Origin of the sequence: Acinetobacter sp. LF10, assembly GCF_048585715.1 — a bacterium.
In the GTDB taxonomy this organism is placed as follows: domain Bacteria; phylum Pseudomonadota; class Gammaproteobacteria; order Pseudomonadales; family Moraxellaceae; genus Acinetobacter.
Map to the genome: position 1 here is coordinate 2,365,060 of NZ_CP184160.1, position 22,219 is coordinate 2,387,278.

23 protein-coding genes and 1 pseudogene are annotated in these 22,219 nt (G+C 38.5%); 14 read left to right on the forward strand and 10 right to left on the reverse strand.

Features of this window, described 5'->3' with window-relative positions; all coding sequences use genetic code 11:
- The first annotated feature begins 39 nt into the window (after positions 1-39).
- The 3 genes from ACN19N_RS11395 to tmpT all read left to right on the forward strand — a co-directional run bounded on the left by ACN19N_RS11395 (position 40) and on the right by tmpT (position 2,420).
- Positions 40-972, forward strand: a complete 933-nt coding sequence (locus ACN19N_RS11395; protein ID WP_269238339.1) for a rhodanese-related sulfurtransferase — start codon at positions 40-42, stop codon at positions 970-972.
- A gap of 144 nt (positions 973-1,116) precedes the next feature.
- The gene (locus tag ACN19N_RS11400) at positions 1,117-1,728 is read left to right on the forward strand and encodes a DedA family protein (RefSeq protein WP_420001357.1); all 612 of its coding nucleotides are present in this window, start codon (positions 1,117-1,119) and stop codon (positions 1,726-1,728) included.
- Between the two features lie 47 nt (positions 1,729-1,775).
- Positions 1,776-2,420 (forward strand): thiopurine S-methyltransferase, encoded by a 645-nt coding sequence (gene tmpT, locus ACN19N_RS11405; RefSeq protein WP_269238341.1) that lies wholly within the window; start codon positions 1,776-1,778, stop codon positions 2,418-2,420.
- Between the two features lie 169 nt (positions 2,421-2,589).
- On the opposite strand, the gene ACN19N_RS11410 is transcribed toward tmpT, so the two are convergent.
- Together ACN19N_RS11410 and ACN19N_RS11415 are read right to left on the reverse strand one after the other, a co-directional pair.
- On the reverse strand, positions 2,590-3,114 hold the full coding sequence (locus ACN19N_RS11410) for a YecA family protein (protein ID WP_005161776.1): 525 nt from the start codon (positions 3,112-3,114) through the stop codon (positions 2,590-2,592).
- Positions 3,115-3,191: 77 nt separating this feature from the next.
- Positions 3,192-3,392: a PA3496 family putative envelope integrity protein gene (locus tag ACN19N_RS11415; protein ID WP_004664469.1), complete on the reverse strand. Its 201-nt coding sequence runs from the start codon at positions 3,390-3,392 to the stop codon at positions 3,192-3,194.
- 350 nt (positions 3,393-3,742) lie between these two features.
- On the opposite strand from ACN19N_RS11415, the gene rpoD reads away from it, so the two are divergent.
- The 6 genes from rpoD (at position 3,743) to ACN19N_RS11445 (ending at position 10,302) form a co-directional block, all read left to right on the forward strand.
- A complete protein-coding gene (gene rpoD / locus ACN19N_RS11420; RefSeq protein WP_004664471.1) occupies positions 3,743-5,626 on the forward strand; it encodes an RNA polymerase sigma factor RpoD in 1,884 nt (627 codons plus the stop codon).
- A 130-nt stretch (positions 5,627-5,756) separates the two neighbouring features.
- The gene (locus ACN19N_RS11425) at positions 5,757-6,044 is read left to right on the forward strand and encodes a YbeD family protein (RefSeq protein ID WP_004664473.1); all 288 of its coding nucleotides are present in this window, start codon (positions 5,757-5,759) and stop codon (positions 6,042-6,044) included.
- A 147-nt stretch (positions 6,045-6,191) separates the two neighbouring features.
- Positions 6,192-6,845, forward strand: coding sequence for a lipoyl(octanoyl) transferase LipB (gene lipB, locus ACN19N_RS11430; RefSeq protein WP_241339938.1), 654 nt, complete (start codon positions 6,192-6,194; stop codon positions 6,843-6,845).
- Between the two features lie 81 nt (positions 6,846-6,926).
- The gene (locus ACN19N_RS11435) at positions 6,927-7,460 is read left to right on the forward strand and encodes a hypothetical protein (RefSeq protein WP_004664480.1); all 534 of its coding nucleotides are present in this window, start codon (positions 6,927-6,929) and stop codon (positions 7,458-7,460) included.
- A 1-nt stretch (position 7,461) separates the two neighbouring features.
- Positions 7,462-8,646: an iron-containing alcohol dehydrogenase gene (locus ACN19N_RS11440; RefSeq protein WP_269228494.1), complete on the forward strand. Its 1,185-nt coding sequence runs from the start codon at positions 7,462-7,464 to the stop codon at positions 8,644-8,646.
- A gap of 252 nt (positions 8,647-8,898) precedes the next feature.
- Positions 8,899-10,302, forward strand: a complete 1,404-nt coding sequence (locus tag ACN19N_RS11445) for an APC family permease (RefSeq protein ID WP_420001358.1) — start codon at positions 8,899-8,901, stop codon at positions 10,300-10,302.
- A 53-nt stretch (positions 10,303-10,355) separates the two neighbouring features.
- Here ACN19N_RS11445 and ACN19N_RS11450 read toward each other — a convergent pair whose 3' ends face one another.
- Positions 10,356-10,910: a flavodoxin family protein gene (locus ACN19N_RS11450; protein WP_004664484.1), complete on the reverse strand. Its 555-nt coding sequence runs from the start codon at positions 10,908-10,910 to the stop codon at positions 10,356-10,358.
- 117 nt (positions 10,911-11,027) lie between these two features.
- Between ACN19N_RS11450 and ACN19N_RS11455 the strand changes: the two genes are divergently transcribed.
- Complete coding sequence (locus ACN19N_RS11455) at positions 11,028-11,402, forward strand: winged helix-turn-helix transcriptional regulator (RefSeq protein WP_420001359.1); 375 nt, start codon at positions 11,028-11,030, stop codon at positions 11,400-11,402.
- A 24-nt stretch (positions 11,403-11,426) separates the two neighbouring features.
- A pseudogene (locus ACN19N_RS11460) lies at positions 11,427-11,807 on the forward strand (VOC family protein).
- Positions 11,808-11,816: 9 nt separating this feature from the next.
- Here the strand turns inward: ACN19N_RS11460 and ACN19N_RS11465 are convergent.
- The 5 genes from ACN19N_RS11465 to lolA all read right to left on the reverse strand — a co-directional run bounded on the left by ACN19N_RS11465 (position 11,817) and on the right by lolA (position 16,780).
- A complete protein-coding gene (locus ACN19N_RS11465) occupies positions 11,817-12,287 on the reverse strand; it encodes a tRNA (cytidine(34)-2'-O)-methyltransferase (protein WP_004664488.1) in 471 nt (156 codons plus the stop codon).
- 79 nt (positions 12,288-12,366) lie between these two features.
- Complete coding sequence (gene cysG / locus ACN19N_RS11470; protein WP_241307165.1) at positions 12,367-13,740, reverse strand: siroheme synthase CysG; 1,374 nt, start codon at positions 13,738-13,740, stop codon at positions 12,367-12,369.
- Positions 13,741-13,807: 67 nt separating this feature from the next.
- A complete protein-coding gene (gene serS / locus ACN19N_RS11475; RefSeq protein WP_420001360.1) occupies positions 13,808-15,079 on the reverse strand; it encodes a serine--tRNA ligase in 1,272 nt (423 codons plus the stop codon).
- Between the two features lie 117 nt (positions 15,080-15,196).
- Positions 15,197-15,961: an RsiV family protein gene (locus ACN19N_RS11480; RefSeq protein ID WP_269228497.1), complete on the reverse strand. Its 765-nt coding sequence runs from the start codon at positions 15,959-15,961 to the stop codon at positions 15,197-15,199.
- Positions 15,962-16,081: 120 nt separating this feature from the next.
- Entirely contained in the window at positions 16,082-16,780 is a 699-nt protein-coding gene (gene lolA / locus ACN19N_RS11485) for an outer membrane lipoprotein chaperone LolA (RefSeq protein ID WP_004664497.1), read from the reverse strand.
- Between the two features lie 297 nt (positions 16,781-17,077).
- Between lolA and ACN19N_RS11490 the strand changes: the two genes are divergently transcribed.
- Positions 17,078-17,941 carry a pirin family protein gene (locus ACN19N_RS11490; protein WP_269228498.1) on the forward strand — a complete coding sequence of 288 codons (864 nt, stop codon included), beginning with the start codon at positions 17,078-17,080 and terminating at the stop codon, positions 17,939-17,941.
- A gap of 73 nt (positions 17,942-18,014) precedes the next feature.
- Here ACN19N_RS11490 and rpmA read toward each other — a convergent pair whose 3' ends face one another.
- Positions 18,015-18,269, reverse strand: coding sequence for a 50S ribosomal protein L27 (gene rpmA / locus ACN19N_RS11495; RefSeq protein ID WP_004640422.1), 255 nt, complete (start codon positions 18,267-18,269; stop codon positions 18,015-18,017).
- 17 nt (positions 18,270-18,286) lie between these two features.
- Positions 18,287-18,598: a 50S ribosomal protein L21 gene (gene rplU / locus ACN19N_RS11500; RefSeq protein ID WP_004664501.1), complete on the reverse strand. Its 312-nt coding sequence runs from the start codon at positions 18,596-18,598 to the stop codon at positions 18,287-18,289.
- A 448-nt stretch (positions 18,599-19,046) separates the two neighbouring features.
- Between rplU and sdsA the strand changes: the two genes are divergently transcribed.
- Both sdsA and ACN19N_RS11510 read left to right on the forward strand, forming a co-directional pair.
- Positions 19,047-20,024, forward strand: coding sequence for an All-trans-nonaprenyl-diphosphate synthase (gene sdsA, locus ACN19N_RS11505; RefSeq protein ID WP_269228499.1), 978 nt, complete (start codon positions 19,047-19,049; stop codon positions 20,022-20,024).
- A 14-nt stretch (positions 20,025-20,038) separates the two neighbouring features.
- Entirely contained in the window at positions 20,039-22,090 is a 2,052-nt protein-coding gene (locus tag ACN19N_RS11510; RefSeq protein WP_269228500.1) for a site-specific recombinase, read from the forward strand.
- Positions 22,091-22,219: the final 129 nt, after the last annotated feature.

The following is a 22,219-nucleotide window of genomic DNA, read 5'->3' on the forward strand; positions in this document are numbered from 1 at the left end:
GCGCCTTATTTTTCTATCTTAATACATTTGGAGTTATCCATGAACGCTACTGTAGAACAGCTTGCACCTGTAGAACAGCAAGCGACCAATAATTGGGTTGTTGCGGCACTATATCAATTTAAAGAAGTTTCAGATGCAGCTGACCTGCAACAACGTCTTTTGAACTTAGTGAAGAGCATCAATTTATGTGGAACTCTGATTGTAGCGTCTGAAGGAATTAATGGAACTGTTGCTGGCGACCGTACCGCGATTGATACCGTTCATCAATTCCTTTTAAACGAAGGGTTTAATGCAATGGAATATAAAGAGTCTGAAAGCTCTGAGAAACCATTTCGTAAAATGAAAATTAAACTTAAAAAAGAAATTGTCACTTTAGGTGTCGAAGTTAAGCCACGTGATTTAGTGGGCCACTATCTTGATCCTAAAGAATGGAACGATTTAATTAGTCGTGATGATGTGATCTTAATTGACACGCGTAATGACTATGAATACAAAGCTGGTACATTTAAAGGCGCGATTGATCCGAAAACTGAAAGTTTCCGTGAATTTCCTGAATATGTAAAACAAAACCTTGAACAACATAAAGACAAAAAAATTGCGATGTTCTGTACAGGCGGTATTCGTTGCGAGAAATCAACGTCTCTACTTCTACAAGAAGGTTTCAATGAAGTTTATCACCTCAAAGGCGGTATTTTAAAATATCTAGAAGAAACCCCTGCCGAAGAAAGTATGTGGGAAGGTGAATGCTTCGTATTTGATGGTCGTACGGCGGTGACTCACGGCGTTGAAGAAGGTGAAAATATTAAGTGTCACGCTTGTGGATGGCCACTTACTAAAGTTGAAGCTGAATTACCAAGCTATGAACACGGCGTGTCTTGTGTTTACTGTATTGATAAAACTACAGATAAACAAAAAGCAGGCTTCCGTATGCGTCAGTCACAAATTGCAGCAGCTAAACGCAAGCGTCTATAAATAAGTATAAACATTTAATAAAAAGCCTTAGCTCAAACTAAGGCTTTTTTTATTTTAATCATCAAGATTATTAACCAATACATTATTGAGAGTTATTTAGACAACCATTATTCTACCCTAACTCACAAATCACATTTAGGCGCTATGGGACTGGAAGACTGGGTATTATCCATCATGGAGAAACTAGGATACTTGGGTATCGCATTTTTAATGTTTCTTGATAATATTTTCCCACCGATTCCATCCGAAATCATTATGCCATCCGCAGGCTATACTGCGGCAAAAGGTGAACTGACTTTAATCGGAGTGATTATTGCTGGTAGTATCGGCTCACTTCTAGCCGCGGCATTACTGTATTGGATTGGTAGAAAGATTCCGCAACACCACCTTTTTACTCTTGTCGAACGCTACGGAAAATACCTGCGTATTAGTGTTGCCGATCTTGAAAAATCATTAGTTTGGTTTGAAAAATATGGGCATAGGATCGTTTTTTTTGGTCGTATGGTACCTGCAGTTCGCTCTTTAATTAGTATCCCAGCAGGTATGAGCAAAATGCCTTTTAGTAAGTTCATGGCTTACAGTGCTGCAGGTACAATTCTTTGGACCTCTCTTCTTGCCTATGTTGGTTATCATTTTAGTGAAAATCCAGCATTGATGAGTGCTATTACACAACGTATTGGCACTATTATTTTAGTTATTGCAATAGCATACGTAGTTTGGTTCTTAATCAAGAAATTCTATTTATCAAAAAAATAGTAGATGACATTTTCAACTCTATTTAAATGAATACTGAGGTTCAAATAATGCAACATGATTTTTGGCATGACAAATGGCAAAACAATAATATTGGTTTTCATCAAGACCAACCTCACGCCCTACTCACCCAATATTTTAGATCATTAGATTTAAAGCCTCATGCTCGTATTTTTGTTCCACTTTGTGGTAAAAGTTTAGATATAAGCTGGCTAATAAATCAGGGTTATCAAATAGTTGGTATTGATCTTAGCCCTATTGCAATCCAAGATCTTATTTCAAATTTAGAGTTGAGTTTTAAAGAGACGGAATCAGGTGAATTGACTCACTATCAACATCCTCAAATTGAATTATTCGTTGGTGATTTTTTTCAATTAACAGCACAACAACTTGGGGATATAGATGCTGTTTATGATCGAGCTGCTCTAATCGCTCTTCCACCACAAATGCGAAGCCAATATACACAACATTTGTTAGACATTACAAAACAAGCACCTCAGCTATTAATTAGCCTTGAATATGATCAAAACCTACTTCAAGGACCGCCGTTTTCCGTTCCTGAACATGAATTAACTGAGCATTATGCAACGCATTACCAAATTAAATTATTGGAAACGATAACAGAGAATCTTAAGGGTAAAGTAATCGCCCATGAAAATGCTTGGTCTCTGAGTAAATCACCACAAATAAACTAAATAGTGCAGACGCATATCAAAGGATTGAAAGTGATCTCGACTTGATGCTTCCTCAATCACAAAAACCTTAACTCCCAAACGAGATATAAAAAACGTCCTCTAAAGGACGTTTAATATTTAATTTGGTGTCAAATTATGCATTACTTTTGTAACTACATAAGATGTAGCATCACGCAGGCGTATGGTACATGAGATAAATTTCGTTCAAATTATCAGGAATTTCTTCCGCTAATTCATCCATCAATTGACCATTACGACGGAAAGACTCCATTTGAGGATCTTCTTCATCAATGCCACTAAACACCATAATTGGTAAAGTTAAATCAACCAATTGTTCTTCAAACTCTGGAGCAAACCATGCCTCTTCATTCAAGAACATTGCATCAACAAAACCAACGCTCCAATCACCTAAACTTGAATCAACATCTGCTTCTTCAATTTCAAAAGGGAATTCAATTCCGTTTTCATTGGCTAAATCTTGACGAATAGACTCTAACCAAGCTTTGATTTGTTCAATGATTTCACTAGGAACTTTCTTTTGGTTACTCTCAAAAAGCTCATCCAACCAACGATCAAATTTTGGACCAACCGCGATAGCACACAAAAAGCCATGAGTCGCTGCAAAATCTAAACCGTGCTCATTTTGATCACCGTCAAGAAAATTACTCAATAAGTCTAAATCTAATGTGCTCATTTTATGATCCAAATTTTAAATACATCGGCAACAGCATAACATTTTCAAACATAAAGTCTTAGCAATTTCGCTTCACTTTAGTCATCCAAATCATCGTCGTCGAAATCATAATCGAAATCTTTTAATTCTCGTTCTAAACGGCGTTGAGCGAGTAGATCATCAATCAAACGGCGCTTTTCTAATGATTCTTTGGCACTGATTTTGCCTGATGACTCATCAAAACCAACATCATCCTCACCGTAGTTATCATCATCTAATTCGAAATCTGTAGAAGACACTAACAGTACCTCTAAATGAAAAAATATAAATGGGTCTAGCCGCTATTTATCGGTCTTATCCAACCTTGTCAAGTTTTATTTGATTTTTTCACTATAAAATGGTGTTTTGTACTTTTTTTCATCGTTTTTTTTGTGTATTTATATTCTAACAATTGTAAAAATGAAAAAATTCTTGAATAGGAATTCTCTGCTTGAAAAATTATGACACACCCCCATATTTAAGAAACTACAGTTCAATCCAACCTATTTTTTATTTAAAGCGAGCGGATCAAATCAAAAACATTCCTCGTGAATTGTGCTATCATGCACGGTTTTTCACCGCCACAGATTCAACAAAAGAGTAAGCAAAGATGAGCGATATGAATTCCCCTACTTCGCAAGTAGCGGCTCTGATTAGCCGAGGCAAAGAACAAGGTTACTTAACTTACGCTGAGGTTAACGATCATCTACCAGACTCAATTACGGAAAGTGAGCAGATTGAAGACATCATCCAGATGCTTCAAGACGTTGGTATTCCAGTGCATGAACGTGCACCAGAAACTGATGACACCATGTTTGGTGAATCTACTGAAGCTGCAGACGAAGTCGCTGAAGAAGAAGCTGCTGCCGTATTAGCATCGGTTGAAAGTGAGCCTGGTCGTACCACTGACCCTGTACGTATGTACATGCGTGAAATGGGGACAGTTGAACTTTTAACACGTGAAGGCGAAATTAGCATTGCAAAACGTATCGAAGAAGGTATTCGTGACGTTTTACATTCAATTGCTTATTGGCCAAATGCTGTTGAAGTCGTTTTACAAGAATATAATGACTTTTTAACAGGTGAGCGTCGTCTTGCCGATATTCTTTCTGGCTACTTAGACCCAGAAACTGATGATGACATTCCAGAAGTACTGGAAGAAGAAGCAGAACTTGAAGAAGCTGAAAGCGCTTCACCTGCGACAAAAGATGTAAAACTTGATGATGATGACGAAGACGAAGAATCTGAAGGTGATGATGATTCTGAAGGTGAATCTGGACCTGACCCTGAAATTGCTAAAGTTCGTTTTTCTGAACTAGAAGCTGCTTGGAATGATACAAAAGCAATTGTAGCAAAACATGGTCGCAATAGTGACGAAGCAAAAGCTGCACTAGAAGCTTTAGCTGCAGTCTTTATGATGTTCAAATTCACACCACGTTTATTTGACATCATTTCAGAAATGATTCGCGGCACACATGAACAAATTCGTACCAATGAACGTGAAATCATGCGTTATGCAGTGCGTCGTGGTCGTATGGATCGTAATCAATTCCGTACAACCTTCCCTGAACAAGAGTCAAATCCAGCTTGGTTAGATGAACAAATCGCGAAAGCCCCTGCTGAAACCAAAGCACATTTAGAAAAAGTGCGCCCTGACGTATTGGCATTCCAACAGAAGATTGCCGATATTGAGAAAGACCTTGGTTTGAACGTAAAAGATATCAAAGATATCTCTAAACGTATGGCAGTTGGTGAAGCGAAAGCACGTCGTGCCAAGAAAGAAATGGTTGAAGCAAACTTACGTTTGGTTATTTCGATTGCGAAGAAATACACCAACCGTGGCTTACAGTTCCTTGATTTGATTCAAGAAGGTAACATCGGTTTGATGAAGGCTGTAGACAAGTTTGAATATCGTCGTGGTTATAAATTCTCGACTTATGCAACTTGGTGGATTCGTCAGGCGATTACTCGTTCAATTGCCGATCAAGCGCGTACTATTCGTATTCCAGTCCACATGATTGAAACGATTAACAAGATCAATCGTGTATCACGTCAACTTCTTCAAGAAATGGGACGTGAACCGACACCTGAAGAATTAGGTGAGCGTCTTGAAATGGACGAGGTTAAGGTTCGTAAAGTACTTAAAATCGCAAAAGAACCGATTTCGATGGAAACACCGATCGGTGATGATGAAGATTCGCATCTTGGTGACTTCATTGAGGACTCAAACATCACATCTCCAGTCGATGCTGCGACCTCAGAAGGTTTAAAAGAAGCGACACGTGAAGTGCTTGAAAACTTAACAGAACGTGAAGCTAAAGTATTAAAAATGCGTTTTGGTATCGATATGCCAACTGACCATACTTTAGAAGAAGTGGGTAAACAGTTTGACGTAACACGTGAACGTATCCGTCAGATTGAAGCGAAAGCGTTACGTAAACTTCGCCACCCTTCTCGCTCTGAACATTTACGTTCATTCTTGGAAAATGACTAATTGATGGGAAGTTTTGAGTGATGGCGTAAGCTCTTAATCGAGACTTGAAATTAAACACTCTATCCCCATCTAGTTATTAGATCATAAGCGCCTGCACTGATGCAGGCGTTTCAAATTAAAGAGGTTGCTCATGTTAGACCGCACTCCTTCTCGTGAATTGCAAGAACATCTTTGGGTTTTCCCGATGGACTATCCAATCAAATTGATTGGTAATGCAGGGGATGAACTTCGAGTGGCTGTTGTTGATATTTTGCAGAAGCACTTCCCTGAATTCGATGGTGGTACAGTAAAAGTACAACCTTCACGTACAGGTAAATACCATTCTTTGACTGCACAATTACGCTTCGAAGAATTAGAACAAGTTCATGCGCTATATGCTGATCTTGCAGCCTGTCCTTTAATTAAGACAGCGCTTTAAATAAGAAATCCAAAATACGAAAGTGTTTTGGATTTTTTTTAATAAAAAATAACGTACGTCTTTTAGATCACCCTTATTTATCCAACTTAAATAACTACATAATTCAATCATTTACCCCTTCAAAGCTGCCAAGGAAATTTTATTGTAATGAGCTCTGTAAAACCTACTTTAATCATTCGTTGTTTCAATGATCTACAAGACTACACAGCTCATTTTGAGGCAATGAAAGACTTCACAACCAATCGTGATGAAACCACACCCGATGAAGTTTGGTTATTACAACATCAAGATGTTTTGACTCAAGGGCAAGCAGGCAAAGCTGAACATATCCTTACGCACAGCAGCCTTCCAGTTGTCCATACGGATCGTGGTGGTCAAGTGACTTGGCACGGCAAAGGTCAACTGGTCGCATATTTTTTGATTGATCTAAACCGCCTAAAATGGCATGTCCGTACATTAGTCAGCTTTGCTGAGCAGGTCATGATCGATATACTCAAACAATACAATATCGAGGCTTACGCTAAGCCTGATGCACCAGGTGTCTATGTTGGTGGTCGTAAAATCGGATCTTTAGGTTTTAAAATTCGCCGTGGTCGTAGTTACCACGGTTTAGCCTTAAATATTGATTGTGATTTAACAGGCTTCCAAACCATTAATCCCTGTGGATACGCAGGTTTAGAAATGGTACGCTTGCAAGACTTGCTTGAAGATTACCCAAGCTTTGAGCAACTTTGTCATGATTTTATTAGCTATTTACAAAATACGAATTTCTTTCATGACCTTGTAGTCAAATCTGAATAAACTACTTTTAAATTCCAAAGAAATAAATTAGAGTAATTACTCTAAATTTGCTTTTGCATAATTTTAACAAGGGATACGCGAGTGATTTCGACCAAAGCAGTGAAGCCCACTTTGCAATTTGCCTACGTAAAACTCATGATGGATGTCGTCGGTCGTGGTTTAGTAATGGCAAGCCAAGTGGATGACGAAGTACAACAGGAAGTCTCTAAATTTCCAGTTGGCTTTATACTTTCAATGAATGTTTTCCCAAATGGTCCTGCATTTATTGCACGAGTGACCGAAGAAAAACAATTGGAGCTTTTACCTAATTATAAAGGCAAACCAGATTTAACAATTACTTTTAAACATTTAACACATGCTTTCCTTGTATTTTCTTTCCAAGAAAGTACTGCTCAAGCATTTGCTAACGACCGTATGATCGCTGATGGTGATGTTTCAAGCGCCATTCGATTAGTTCGTTGTTTAAATAAAATGGAAGCGTTAATTCTACCTAAATTGATTGCATCACTTGCTGTGAAACGTTATCCAGCTGAATTAACATTCAAAGAAAAATTCACTGGCGCAAAAAATATCTACCTCAAAGTCGCACAATCATATTTCAAACGGAGCGCATAACATGGCTAAGCCTTATTACGAATTTTTCTGTCCTGTAAAAGTAATTGCTGGTAATGCTGCGTTAGAGCACATCCCTTTTGAACTTGCGACTCTTGGCGCAAAACGCCCAATGATCATTACCGATAAAGGCGTACGTGCAAATGGTCTGCTCAGCCCAATTGAAGCTGCTTTTAGCACAACAGATGCTGTAATTGGTGCAATTTTTGATGACGTTCCACCTGATTCAAGCTTGGAAGTAGTACGTGCAGCAGCACAACTGTATCGTGAAAAAAAATGTGATGCGATTATTGCGATTGGTGGTGGTTCGGTTATTGATACATCGAAAGCAACTAATATTTTAGTTTCAGAAGGTGGCGATGATTTATTACAATACTCAGGTGCGCATAACCTACCAAAACCATTAAAACCATTCTTCGTCATTCCGACAACGTCTGGTACAGGTTCTGAAGCAACTATGGTTGCTGTCGTTTCTGATACGCAAAAAAATGTCAAACTTGCGTTTGCTTCTTACTACCTCATGCCACATGCTGCAATTCTTGATCCGCGCATGACACAAACATTACCTCCACACTTAACCGCAATGACAGGTATGGATGCACTAACTCACTGTGTTGAAGCTTATACATGCTTAGCAGCGAATCCATTAAGCGATGCTTATGCAAGTGCTGGTATCAAGAAAATTAGTGAAAACTTATTCAAAGTTTTAGACAACCCAAGTGATGCACAAGGTCGTTTAGAGCTTGCTCAAGCATCAACAATGGCTGGGATTGCATTCTCGAACTCAATGGTGGGCTTGGTACACTCACTCGGTCATGCCTTAGGTGCTGTTGCTCACCTACCCCATGGTCTTTGCATGAACTTATTCTTGCCATATGTGCTTGAATACAACAAAGAAGTCAATGGCGCCAAGATTGGTGAATTATTATTGCCACTTGCTGGTGCAGATATTTATGCACAAACGCCTGCAAACTTACGTGCAGATAAAGCCATTGCAACAATCTTAACCATGCGTGATCGTTTATTCTCGCTGACTAAACTTCCTCGTACTTTACGTGAAACAGGTAAAGTGACTGAAGCTCAATTAGATGAAGTTGCTGAAAAAGCATTGAATGATGGCTCAATCATCTACAATCCAAAAGAAGCAAATTTAGAAGATCTTCGTGCAATTTTGCAAAAAGCATGGTAATTCATTAAGTTAAATAAATAATTTAATGTATCAAGCCCCGATATCAATCTGTTATCGGGGCTTTTATATTTTGAATGAATCTTTATTCATCTATTTGTCTACCTATTTGGCAAAAAAATTGCTAAAACAAGCATAAAAGTACTGACAATTTATAACAAACTACGATAAATTGGCGCACTTCTATTTTCTGTAGCAGGGATCATTTTCGTCTCAAATGATCCTTAAACCATAGCTGATCCTTGATCAACGATTATGAGGATAACGCCGTTGACAAATACTTCTGGGACTCCATCGGTAGCTAAACTACAAAAAACGCTTGGTCTCTGGCACATTATCATTATTGGCTTAGCCTATATTCAACCGATGACCTTGTTTGACACTTTCGGTCTGGTATCAGAAGAAAGCCATCATCATGTTCCAACCTCTTATATTGTGGCATTGATTGCGATTTTGTTTACATCGCTAAGCTATGGGCACATGATTCGCCGCTATCCATCTTCAGGATCGGCTTATACGTACGCACAAAAATCAATCCATCCCAATGTTGGCTTTATGGTGGGCTGGTCTTCTTGGCTTGATTATTTACTATCGCCAATGGTAAATATTATCTTGGCAGGAATTTATCTTGAAGCCTTATTTCCAAATGTAAATCATTGGATTTGGGTAATTGTATTAACAGCCTTTATGACTGGTATCAATTTACGTGGCGCTCGTTTTGTTGCAAACTTTAATAGTCTGATTGTTTTAGTGCAACTGATTGTCATTGGGGTGTTTACGTACTTAGTCTATAGCAAATTACAAATGGGCTATAATGCTGAAGGCCCAATTACTGCAGAAACACGCTATCAACTTTGGAGCTTACAACCGTTCTGGAATGAGCTAACCTCTATTGGTGCGTTAATTACAGGTGCGACTTTACTGTGCTTTTCATTTACAGGTTTTGATTCTCTAAGCTCTCTTGCAGAAGAAACCAAAGATACTGAAAAGACCTTACCAAAAGCGATTTTCTTGACAGCATTATTCGCAGGTGTAATTTTTATTATCAGCACCTACTTTATGCAAATCTATTTCCCTAATGATCCAAAGAGCTATTTCCAAGATGTCGCTGCAACACAGCCAGATATTTTATTATTGGTGGGTGGTTCGCTGTTCCAGTCTTACGTTTTAGCGTTTGCAATTGTGACTGTCATGGCATCTGGTATTTCGGCTCATGCCGGCGTATCTCGTTTAATGTATGTAATGGGACGAGATGGTGTCATTAATAAGAAAATCTTTGGTCATATTAGCCCAAAGAACTTCACCCCTTCTTATAACATTATCATTGTCGGTATTGTCGCCTTAGCTGCTGGACGCATGAGTTTGGATATTGTGATTTCAATGATCAGCTTTGGTGCTTTGATTGCATTTACTTTTGTAAATCTCTCAGTAATTTCTCGCTATGCACTGCGTGATGGTCGAACCAAAAATATCAAAGATATCTTCAACTTTGTTATTATTCCATTGCTAGGCTTTCTGAGCGTTTTTGCAATGTGGTTAGAAATTGAAGAGACCGCGCTGAAATATGGTTTATGGTGGGCAATGTTTGGTGTTTTATATTTAGGCTATAAAACCAAAGGCTTTAAATATAATGCCCCTCAACACAATGAACACGAATAAAATCATCTAAATCTAAAAAGGCGCTAAATGCGCCTTTTTATTAACTCAAAAACTTAGCTGTGCAGTTTTTCAACAATTGATTTAACACGTTCCGCATACAGCTTCGCTGTTTCTAAGTCCCCTGTTGGAATCTCATCTACACTCGCATCAGAAGGTGATTGAACCAGTAAACCAACAGAACCGCCTAAATTATTCACATCTTCGCGTTTTGCAGCTTTGGTATTGGCTGGAAGTAAACCTAAACTCACCCAAATACCACCATGCTGAGAAGCTAAGGTTTGTAATTGAATCAACGTCACTTGTTTATCACCATTTAAACTCGCACTGTTTGTAAAGCCTGCAAAAACTTTATCTTGCCAACCACGTGTGAACCATACCTTTGAGGAAGCATCAGCAAATTTCTTAAATTGCCAAGGTGCTGTTCCCATGTATGTTGGAGCACCAAATACAATCGCTTGGGCATCATTTAACGTTTGCCAATCTTGTTCTGTAATTTCACCATTCTGATCAATTTCAATTAATGTAGCATCAATCGGTTGTGCAAAAGTTTGTGCAATTACTTTGGTGTGACCATAACCAGAGAAATAAACCACTGCAATTTTTGTCATGAGATTATCCAAAATTTTTAAAAAGTTCGATTTAATGATATATTTTAGAAACTAGGTGTCAATTAGTTACCAATCGGTAACTAGGGGCTTTCGATCGAGAAAATGAAGGGTTTAAATATGAATCAAGCATTAAAATATAATATTTATCAACAACATTGCCCTGCTCGTTTATTTTTTGAAAAAATTGCAGATAAATGGGTTTTGTTGATCATCAATATACTTGCAAGAGAAACTCAGCATTTTAATTTACTCAAAAAAAGTATTCAGGGTATTTCCCCAAAAGTGCTTTCACAAAAACTAAAAATGTTAGAACGAGATGGATTTATTACAAGACAAGTACAAGATACTGCACCCATTCGTGTTGATTACTCATTAACCCCACTCGGCTTAGAAGTCGCAAAAATGGCATATCAATTAAAAGACTGGGCAGAAAGTAATATTGAACAAGTCATTTATGCACAGCAACGTTTTGATGCAATACAAGAACAATAATTCTAATCATTCAGTGAGGTGTGTATGTATCCACAGCCTTTAATTGCAGTAGCTGATGTCGAAAAAAACAGTCAGTGGTATCAAACAATACTTGGTTTAGAAAGCGGACATGGTGGCAGAGAATATGAACAATTGTTGTTTGAGCAGCGTGTGGTGTTACAACTGCACCAATGGCAAGCTCATGACCAGTCATATATCGGTGACCCCAAACGGCTGATTGAAAATGGGGTTTTATTGCGATTTGAAAGCACTTAGATTGATGAGATTGTTCAAAAATTACAAACTCATCAAATCGAAATTTTAGAAGGACCAAAATACAACTCTAACGCACACCATCGAGAGATTTGGTTTAAAGATCTGAATGGTTATACCTTAGTTGTTGCAAGTCCGTATGGTGATCTCTAACCAAAGGAATTAAAGTTGTTTAAAACCCTGTTGTCTCCAAGCTTCATAGACGATTACCGCAGTCGCATTAGAAAGGTTTAAGCTTCTTGAGTTCTCAGCCATCGGCAAACGAATCCATTGTTCTTGCGGAAACATGAGACGGACTTGCTCAGGCAAACCCCTTGTTTCAGGTCCCATCAGCAAAGCGACAGGACGATTAAGATCAACGGTGTGCGGTGTCGCTGTACCTTTAGTAGTCAGTGGAAAAACATGCTCAACACCTTTGGTTTTTAAATCGGCAAGACAGAGTTCGATATTATCCCAAATTTGCATTCTTGCCCATTCGTGGTAATCCAAACCTGCTCGCTTCAATTTCTTATCGTCTAGTTCAAAACCTAAAGGTCTCACTAAATGCAATTGAGCACCTGTATTGGCACACAAACGAATAATATTACCTGTGTTTGCAGGTATTTCTGGTTCGTATAGGACAACATGAATCACAAATTTTCTCTACTATTTAAATTCTCCAAATCTATTTATTAAAATAGATCTGGAATGATGACAACGCCATAATGGAATTTTATTGCCATTTTAACTGTTCACGCAGACTGACCACTTCACCAATAATGGTTAAAGTCGGTGCTACGATATGATGCTCAGATACTTTGGTCGCTATATCCGCTAAAGTTCCAACAACCACATTTTGATCTGGCGTAGTACCTTTGGAAATAAGCGCAACTGGCATATTTGGACGCTGACCATGAGCAATCAGTTGCTCACAAATGCGTTCTAAACCGACTAAGCCCATGTATAACACCAAAGTTTGGTTTTCATAGACTAGCTCTTTCCAAGGAAGTTCTGGTGATCCTTCTTTAAGGTGTCCTGTTAAAAAACGTACGCTTTGCGCGTAATCACGATGCGTGAGTGGAATACCTGCATAAGCAGAACACCCAGACGCCGCTGTAATACCTGGCACAACTTGAAATGTAACATCAGCTTCAACTAATTCTTGAATCTCTTCGCCACCACGCCCAAAAATAAATGGATCACCACCTTTTAAGCGGCAAACACGCTTACCCTTTTGCGCATATTCAACCAACAAAGCATTAATACCATCTTGTGGGACTGAATGATTAGAACGTGCTTTACCGACATAAATTTTTTCAGCATCACGGCGGCACAATTCTAAGATCGGTGCAGAAACCAAACGATCATAAATCACCACATCAGCTTGTTGCATCAAACGTAATGCTTTTAAAGTCAGCAACTCTGGATCACCGGGACCCGCACCCACTAAATAGACTTCACCTTTCGGTGCAGTCCATTCTGTTAAGGCTTGTTCAATTAAATTATTTGCCACCTCAAGATTGTCATTAAAGACTTGTTCTTTTAGTGGGCTTGCATATAAGTTTTCCCAAAAGATACGACGCTCATCTGGATTCGCAATTTTTTCTTTAACCTGTTTACGCCATTGACCAGAAAACTCAGCTAATTTACCCATACCATGTGGAATAGAACTTTCTAACTGTGTACGAATTTGACGTGATAAAACAGGCGAAGCTCCATTTGAAGCCACAGAAATAACGAGTGGTGACCGATCAATAATTGCAGGCACCATAAAACGACAATTTGGAATATCATCCACGCTATTGACGAGAAGATTACGTATCTCACATTGCTCAAAGACAGCTTTATTCACATCAGGCTGATCTGTCGCTGCAATCACTAGGCGATAAGGCGTTGCTAAAATATTTACAGAAAAAGGCGCTTGGATATATTGCCCCAGTGACTTCTCAACTAATTGTTGCAAATCAGGCTCAATCTCTGGTGCAATCACATCAATAATCGCACCAGCTTTGACTAACAAGTTTGCTTTGCGATAGGCAATATGCCCACCACCCACAATCAGACAACGTTGCTGCTGCAACTTTAAAGAGATTGGGAAAATTTCCACGATACGCCTCTATATTTTTTAGATCTGATTGAGTTAAAGCAAAAACTATGCACAAATTCGATGCATTTTAGTCGATATAACTAATACCGCCCATATATGGACGTAAAACTTCAGGAATTTCGATTGAACCATCAGCACGTTGATAGTTTTCCATCACTGCAAGCAAAGTACGACCTACAGCTAAACCTGAACCATTCAACGTATGCACTAATTCGATCTTCTTCTGATCTACGCGGTAGCGTGCTTTCATACGTCGTGCTTGGAAATCGCCCATGTTTGAGCAACTTGAGATTTCACGATAGGTATTTTGGCTTGGCACCCATACTTCTAAGTCATAAGTTTTGGTTGCACCAAAACCCATATCACCACCACAGAGCAAAATCTTACGATATGGCAAACCAAGTGCTTGCAAAATGCCCTCTGCATGTGCAGTTAGGTCTTCAAGTGCCTGCATTGAGTGCTCTGGTTTTGAAATTTGCACCATTTCGACCTTATCGAACTGATGTTGACGAATCAAACCACGCGTATCACGACCATAAGAACCTGCTTCACTACGGAAACATGGTGTATGTGCTGCATATTTCAGTGGCAAACGATCTGCATCTAAAATTTCATCACGCACAAAGTTGGTGACTGGCACTTCAGCAGTTGGAATCAGGTAATATTCTTTTTCACCTTGCAACTTGAATAAATCTTCTTCAAACTTTGGTAATTGACCTGTACCACGCAAGCTATCCGCATTGACCAAATACGGTACATACGCTTCGGTATAACCATTTTTAAGCGTATGTGTATCTAACATAAACTGGGTCAACGCACGTTGTAGACGTGCCAAAGGACCTTTAAGTACGCTGAAACGTGAACCTGTTAATTTAGTTGCTGTTTCAAACTCAAGACCGCCCATCCACTCGCCAAGATCGGTATGATCTTTGATTTCAAAATCAAATTGACGTGGTGTGCCCCACTTTAAGATTTCTAAGTTATCACTTTCATCTTTACCTTCTGGAACAGATTCATCAGGTAAGTTTGGAATCGCCAGTGATTTTTGCTCTAGTTCAGTTTGCAACTCAGCAAGCGCAACTTCAGCAGCTTTGATTTCATCTCCAATGGCAGCCATACGTGCCATAATTTCAGATGCATCTCCGCCCGACTTTTTGATTTGACCAACTTGTTTTGCACCAGCGTTACGTTCAGCCTGTAAATTTTCAGCTTTGGATTGTAAATCTTTACGGCGAACTTCTAAATCAGCCCACTCTTGTGCATTAAGCTGAATACCACGTTTTGCTAAAGCAGCATTGACTGCTTCAATATTATTTCTGAGTAATTTTGGGTCGATCATAATCAATCATGAATAGAGAAAAAACTGGCTATAGTGTAAGGCTTTAACCTAAAAAAATACAGCGATTGGCAATAAACTATCAGCATCTATAAACAATGTTTAGATGCTGACTAACAACTAATTTGGCTCTTTAGGTAAGCTTGGTAAATATTCAGCTTTAATGAATTGCTTCGCTTCATAATATGGCAAGGTCAACTCACTCATCCCTTCCGCATAAGAAGCCAATTCATACAGCGGATAAACAAATACAATTCCATTCACGCCATAGTAATAGTTATCACTGACTTGCAATTGATCTTTCTTAATTTGGTGACCATCTAACCAGTTTTGATTAGCTGCATATAACTCATCACGAAGTTTTTGATTCATATTCGCTTTGATTAGCTCACTTACGGTGATGTGTTTCTTATTGGATAAATCAAAATTCACAAATTCTTGATGCGACATACCATGCGCTGCACCCGCAGAATAGGAATAAGTCTGCATCGCAAAAGTCGCTAAATTATAATTCTGCCCCACGAAACGCACATAGGTGCTGCTTTCACTAAGCGATGGTTGATCAGCAGGCACTTTTACTTTTTGATCAGCAAGATTAGAAAATGCATTTGGCTCTGCTTTTTTCATACGATTGAGAAAATATTCATCAATCCATTTTTGATTGGTTTCAACATTTTGTAAATTATACTTGGTACAACCATCTTCTAAACAGACTTTTTGTTTGGGTATTTTGACTGCAATAACTTTCGCTTGAATGAGTGGAATATCTACTTTGTCCTTTTCATTAGTTGTATCTTTTTTAGGTTGGCAACCTGTTAATGCAATAATCGTCAGGATAGGAAGAAGCGGAATAATTTTTGATAATTGTGTAAAGTTCATCGTCATGCAAGTCTCTGATGTTTTTCTTAACTATACAAAGCCTTGCCTATAGATGAAATTAAGAAATGTATCTACATTTCACCTCAAAGAGCCACAGTAATGGCAGCCCTTTGAGTATTTAGAATATTACTGATCAATAATATCCGTACCTTTCGGTGGCGTGAAATTAAATACTGATGCAGGAATAGTTGGATTAACTTTTACATTAGTAAAGCGAACATTTGTTGTTTGACCTAAAGAATCTTGTAAGACCATTAAGTTAGGTGCCTTATTTGCACCAAAACTAATCGTTAAACTTTGGAATGCTCCATCCTCTTGTTTTGGATACAAAGTATAATAAAGCTTACTACGATCAGGCTGCGTTACGCGATAAGATTGCATAATCTGATTGGTATTCCCAGACAGTAAAAGCGCTGGGGTATTCGCAATTTGATCATCCAAGCTTTGACGTACTGCTTGTTGAAGATCAGGATCATAAATCCAGACTACTTTACCTGTGGTCACAATCGTTTGTTTAGCAGGACTTGTGGTTTCCCAATAAAACTTTCCAGGTCGTTCAACTTTCATTGAACCTTTAAAAGTCTGATTCATATGTTGTGCAGTTAAACCTTTTTTCTGAACTGCTTTATTACTCGCAGCTACTTTGGTACTTTGTTCAAAATCTGCTGTGAATCTTTGTAAGCCAGAGAGTTGTTGAACCAAACTATTCGTCGCCTGCTGAGTCGATGCAGCCACGGGTGCAGCAAATACCTGACTACTCACAACAGGAGCAAGTGTAGCTACACTTAAAGTTGTTGCATAAGCGATTTTTTTTACGAAATTCATAAAATGAACCTTCTATCAGATTTTTACTGTTATGACGACATCTTACTGTTTTTGATCATTTAAAAAATGAAGAAAAGCATTGGTTTTGTGTAATTCGTGTCGCAAAGTTCTGCATTATGTATGAAGTTACAGCCTTTATGTAGAAATTGTAATAATAAAAGTGCTTAGCGATAAAGATTAAAGAAGCGTACATTTTTAATGATTGTGTCTGAAATAAGAAACTGTTTATCAACAGCATGCTAGACGAAAAATTAGATTTTGTTAGTCTACTATAAGCTCCATTTAGAAGTATAACGAATGAAAAGCCTTGCCTTTATTCACCGTAATGATACCCGCTTTGCCATCGGTGACTTTTATCCTGCTCTTTCCGTATTTTCCTATCAAGAGTTAGGTAATACTACTTCACCTTTTTTACTCTTAGATCATCTTGGCCCTGGTATTTTAGAACCTAAAAGTAATAAAAAAGGTGTCCACGAACACCCTCATCGTGGTTTTGAAACCGTGACCTTTGTTTTTGCTGGGGAATTAGAGCATCAAGATTCAATTGGGCATGGGGGGATTATTAAACAAGGTGATGTGCAGTGGATGACAGCTGCCTCTGGGGTACAGCATATTGAACATTTCAGCCCAGAGTTCAGAGAGCAAGGCGGCTATTTTGAAATGGTGCAATTATGGGTCAATTTACCAGCTAAAGATAAAATGTCACGCCCTCGCTATCAAAGCTTATCGAATAATACGATTCCAAAAATATTATTAGAACACGATGCTGGTTATGTCCGTATTGTTGCAGGGCAATTTGAAAATATTCAAGGTATTGCTCAAACCTTTAGTCCAATGAATGTATTTGATGTTCATCTAAATAAAGGACATCAAATTATTCTGCCAGCAGCTCATGGAGATACAACATTAGTTTATTTACGTCGCGGTAAGGCGCAATTTGCTGAAGATGAAGACCTTTTAGAGGAACAAGCCATCGCGATGATGTCTAGTTTTGAGACCGATGTTTCAATCACCGCTTTAGAAAATTGCGACATCTTATTTCTATCTGCTCCACCTTTACAGGAACCTGTTAATGGGCATGGTTTTTTCGTAATGAATAGTTATGAAGAAATTCTACAAGCCTATGAAGACTTAAAAATGGGTGTGTTTGGCAAGTACTGAACTAATGATCTATTTCAAAATGAAGAGCAATAAAAAACCCGCTAAAAGCGGGTTTTTTTTGAACCATTAAAGCTTAAGCTTCAACAGTTACATAGCGACGGCCAAATTGACCTTTCACTTCAAATTTTACTACGCCGTCAGCAGTAGCAAATAAAGTATGGTCACGACCCATACCAACATTTGCACCAGCGTGGAATTCTGTACCACGTTGACGAACGATGATGTTACCAGCAGTTACAGTTTGACCACCGTAAACTTTAACACCTAACATCTTAGGATTCGAATCACGACCGTTCTTCGTCGATCCACCGGCTTTTTTAGTTGCCATGTCTATTTACTCCTGAGTTAGCCTGCGATACCAGTAATTTTCAACTCGGTAAACCATTGACGGTGACCTTGTTGCTTACGGTAGTGTTTACGACGACGCATTTTGATGATGCGGATTTTGTCGTGACGACCATGGCCAACTACTTCTGCAGTTACTTTTGCGCCAGCTACTACTGGAGCACCGATTTGAATGCTGTCACCGTTAACAACCATCAATACGTCATCAAACGTAATAGTTGAACCAGTTTCTGCTTTCAACAATTCTACTTTAAGGGTTTCACCCTCAACAACACGGTGCTGTTTACCACCGCTTTGGATTACTGCGTACATAATGTACTCCAACATGCCCGTGTCGTCGTGTCGATAAAGGGATATACCGAGCTTAAAACGAACGCCACTGGGGTTATACAAGGGGACAAATTTTAAGTGAAAACTGATCAAACAACAAGTCATTTTGCACAAATGCAAAGATATTGATAAGTTGCTTGGATTTTTTAATGAAATCAATTAGATTGATGTCGGCTTGTTTTGATTGATTCTGATCAAAATTTGAAATACATTTTTTAAAACAAATTGCGACAATAACAAACTGTGTTTTTACAAAGTCATAAGTAGAGTGATAACGGTTGGTAGAGAATTTCTTTTTTTGCCTAAATTAAAACCAAAAAACTCACCGTCTTGTTGTAAATCACAGATTACATGACTTGTATAACTGTTTAGCAATAAATTAATTGATACACTTGGCAACATTATCCACCTATACGAGGTTTTCCTTCATATGGTTATCGATTTCAAGCAAGACATTCTCTCCCCTGTTGCGACAGATTTTGCTGCGATGGATCACCTTATCAATGAAGGTATAAGTTCTAAAGTTGGTCTTGTTATGTCTGTCAGTAAACATGTGGTTGAAGCTGGCGGTAAACGCATGCGCCCAATCATGTGCTTACTTGCCGCTCGTGCTTGTAATATCGCAAATATGGAACAAGCTCAACACTTAGCTGCCATTATCGAAATGCTGCATACAGCGACCTTGGTGCATGATGATGTCGTTGATGAATCCAACTTACGCCGTGGTCGCCCAACCGCAAATGCCACTTGGAATAACCAAACTGCGGTTTTAGTCGGTGACTTTTTAATTGCACGTGCTTTTGATTTATTGGTCGACCTCGGCAACATGACTTTATTGAAAGATTTCTCAGCTGGAACATGTGAAATTGCTGAAGGTGAAGTCCTTCAACTACAATCACAACATCAACCTGATACCACTGAAGAAACCTATCTCAGAATTATTCACGGTAAAACTTCGCGTTTATTTGAGCTTGCAACAGAAGGTGCAGCAATTTTAGCTGGCACTGAAGAATATCGAGAGCCTTTGCGTCGTTTTGCTGGTCATTTTGGTAATGCCTTCCAAATTATTGATGATATTTTGGACTACACCTCTGATGCCGACACATTAGGTAAAAATATTGGTGATGATTTAATGGAAGGTAAACCGACTTTACCGTTAATTTCAGCATTAGCTCATTCAACTGGAGATGATCATGCGATTATTCGTCGCAGTATCGCGACAGGTGGTATCGAGCATTTGGACAAAGTCATTGAAATTGTTCACAACTCAGGCGGCTTAGACTACTGTCAAAAACGTGCCCAACAAGAAACGGATGCAGCTTTAGAGGCGCTTAAAGCGCTACCAGATAATGAATATCGCCAAGCACTGATTAATTTGACCTTAATGGCCTTACATCGACTTCAATAATTTTATGAGTGCCTATGCATTTAACTTTATCTGATTTATTTTTAAAAATGCAGGAACAGCTTGATCAAAACCAAGCTGTTTTAGATGAAAATATTATCATCGAATTAATTAACTGCTTACGACCAAAGAATCCAAAGGATGCGGACGAAGTTAAACAACAGATTCAGGGCTTCATCAAAATATTATTATTGACGCCGACGTCTGCACTCCTATTACAAAATTTCTTACTCAAACTGATTAGCCAATACAAACAGATTAGCTTGTATGCTGATAGTGGTATTCTTTCATTAGATGGCTTTTGGAATCAGCTGAGTCAACGCCTTGGCGCGCACTTTCTTCCATTGGTTGAAGATGGTCAGCAGTTAAAGACTCTTATTAGGAAAGTATTTCACCAAGAAACAGATAGTCAATGGCTTGATCTGATTGAGAATCAAGACTGGATCACTTTATTTAATCTGTTAGCCGAAAACCAAAGTAATACGATTGAAAAACAAATTTCTAAAAATGAGTTAATCAAAGCGATTACCGTTTTGTCTTATCGAATCAGCGGTATAGGTTTATATCCTGAATTTATTAATGCTCAGCCAGATATTATTGAATATGAATCTCCCTTCTTAGTTCAAAATCGAGAAATTGTTGAGTTCATCGAAAAATATAAAAAACAAATTGATGATCAAGATGCTGTTGTTGTAATGCCACCACCTGATGCATCTCAGGCATTCGTGATGCTAGATCAATGTCGTGAAGTTGTGCTCAAAATTCGCCGTGCAACTAAACGTATTGGTGTGAGTGTTAGCTTAACCTATTTATTGTCTCTACTTGAGCAAGCAATTGATCGTATTGAACTTTTATTGAGCTTATTGGCAAGTAAAAATGAGGTACGCTATCTTGCACTGGGTGAATTACTCACTGACTTAACCAAAGCACATTATGATGAAAAAAGTGTTCGTCATTTACTCAGTTCAACCAGTGAACTGATTGCATTACAGGTCACTGAAAATGCGAGTAAAACAGGTGAACATTATGTAAGCACTGATAAAGCTGGCTTTTTGGGTATGTATAAAGCAGCAGCTGGTGCTGGTGCAATTATCGCAACGATGGCCACTTTAAAGATTTTGACTGCTCGTTTAGTGCTCGCACCTTTTACACATGCATTTTTATATAGTATGAATTATGCATTAGGCTTCATGCTTATCCATGTCTTACACTTTACCGTTGCGACTAAGCAACCCGCGATGACAGCGGCAGCACTTGCTGCAACAGTACAACATCAGAAAGGCAGTAAAACAGCTCAAATTGCTGAATTGGCTGCTCTGATTATCAACATTATTCGAACTCAATTTATTGCTATCCTCGGTAACATTTCGATTGCTATACCAGTAGCAGCTTTAATTACTTTTTTATGGCAATACAATCTACATGAACCTTTGCTTTCATCAACAAAAGCAAGCAAAACCTTACATGATCTAAATCCGTTTACTTCGTTAGCTGTACCCCATGCTGCAATTGCTGGAATATGCTTATTTTTCTCAGGACTACTTGCAGGCTACTTCGATAATTTGGCGATCTACCGAAAGGTTGGTCCTCGCTTAAAACAACACCAGCGTTTGAAACGCTGGATGGGACAACAGCGTTTAGATAAATTTGCCAATTATATTGAAACCAATCTTGGGGCTTTGGCTGGTAATTTTCTTTTTGGCATCATGCTTGGCAGTATGGGGACGATTGGTTTTATTCTTGGTTTACCTTTAGATATTCGACATATTGCCTTTGCCTCTGCCAATTTTATTCAAGGTCTTATGACCATCGGTAGCCCTGATATTGGTTTAATCATCGTGTCTTTTTTAGGGGTTATGCTAATCGGCCTGACTAACTTATTTGTCAGCTTTACCTTGACAATTATTGTTGCACTTCGTGCCCGCCGCGTCCGCTTCGCTCAATGGAAACCACTCGCAAAATTAGTGATGACTCATTTCTTAACTCGACCAAGTGACTTTTTTTGGCCCCCTAGCCAACCTGTACACTTAGAAGAACAAAATAAAACTGAGCAAAAAATGAGACATTAATCGAATTTTGTTATGTTTTTTTAATGAAGCTTATAAAAATATGAAAATGAAATTATCATAAAATTTCAAGACTTGACCAAAAGTGTACTCACGAGTACACTTTAAAACATTCGATAACCCTGAACAATG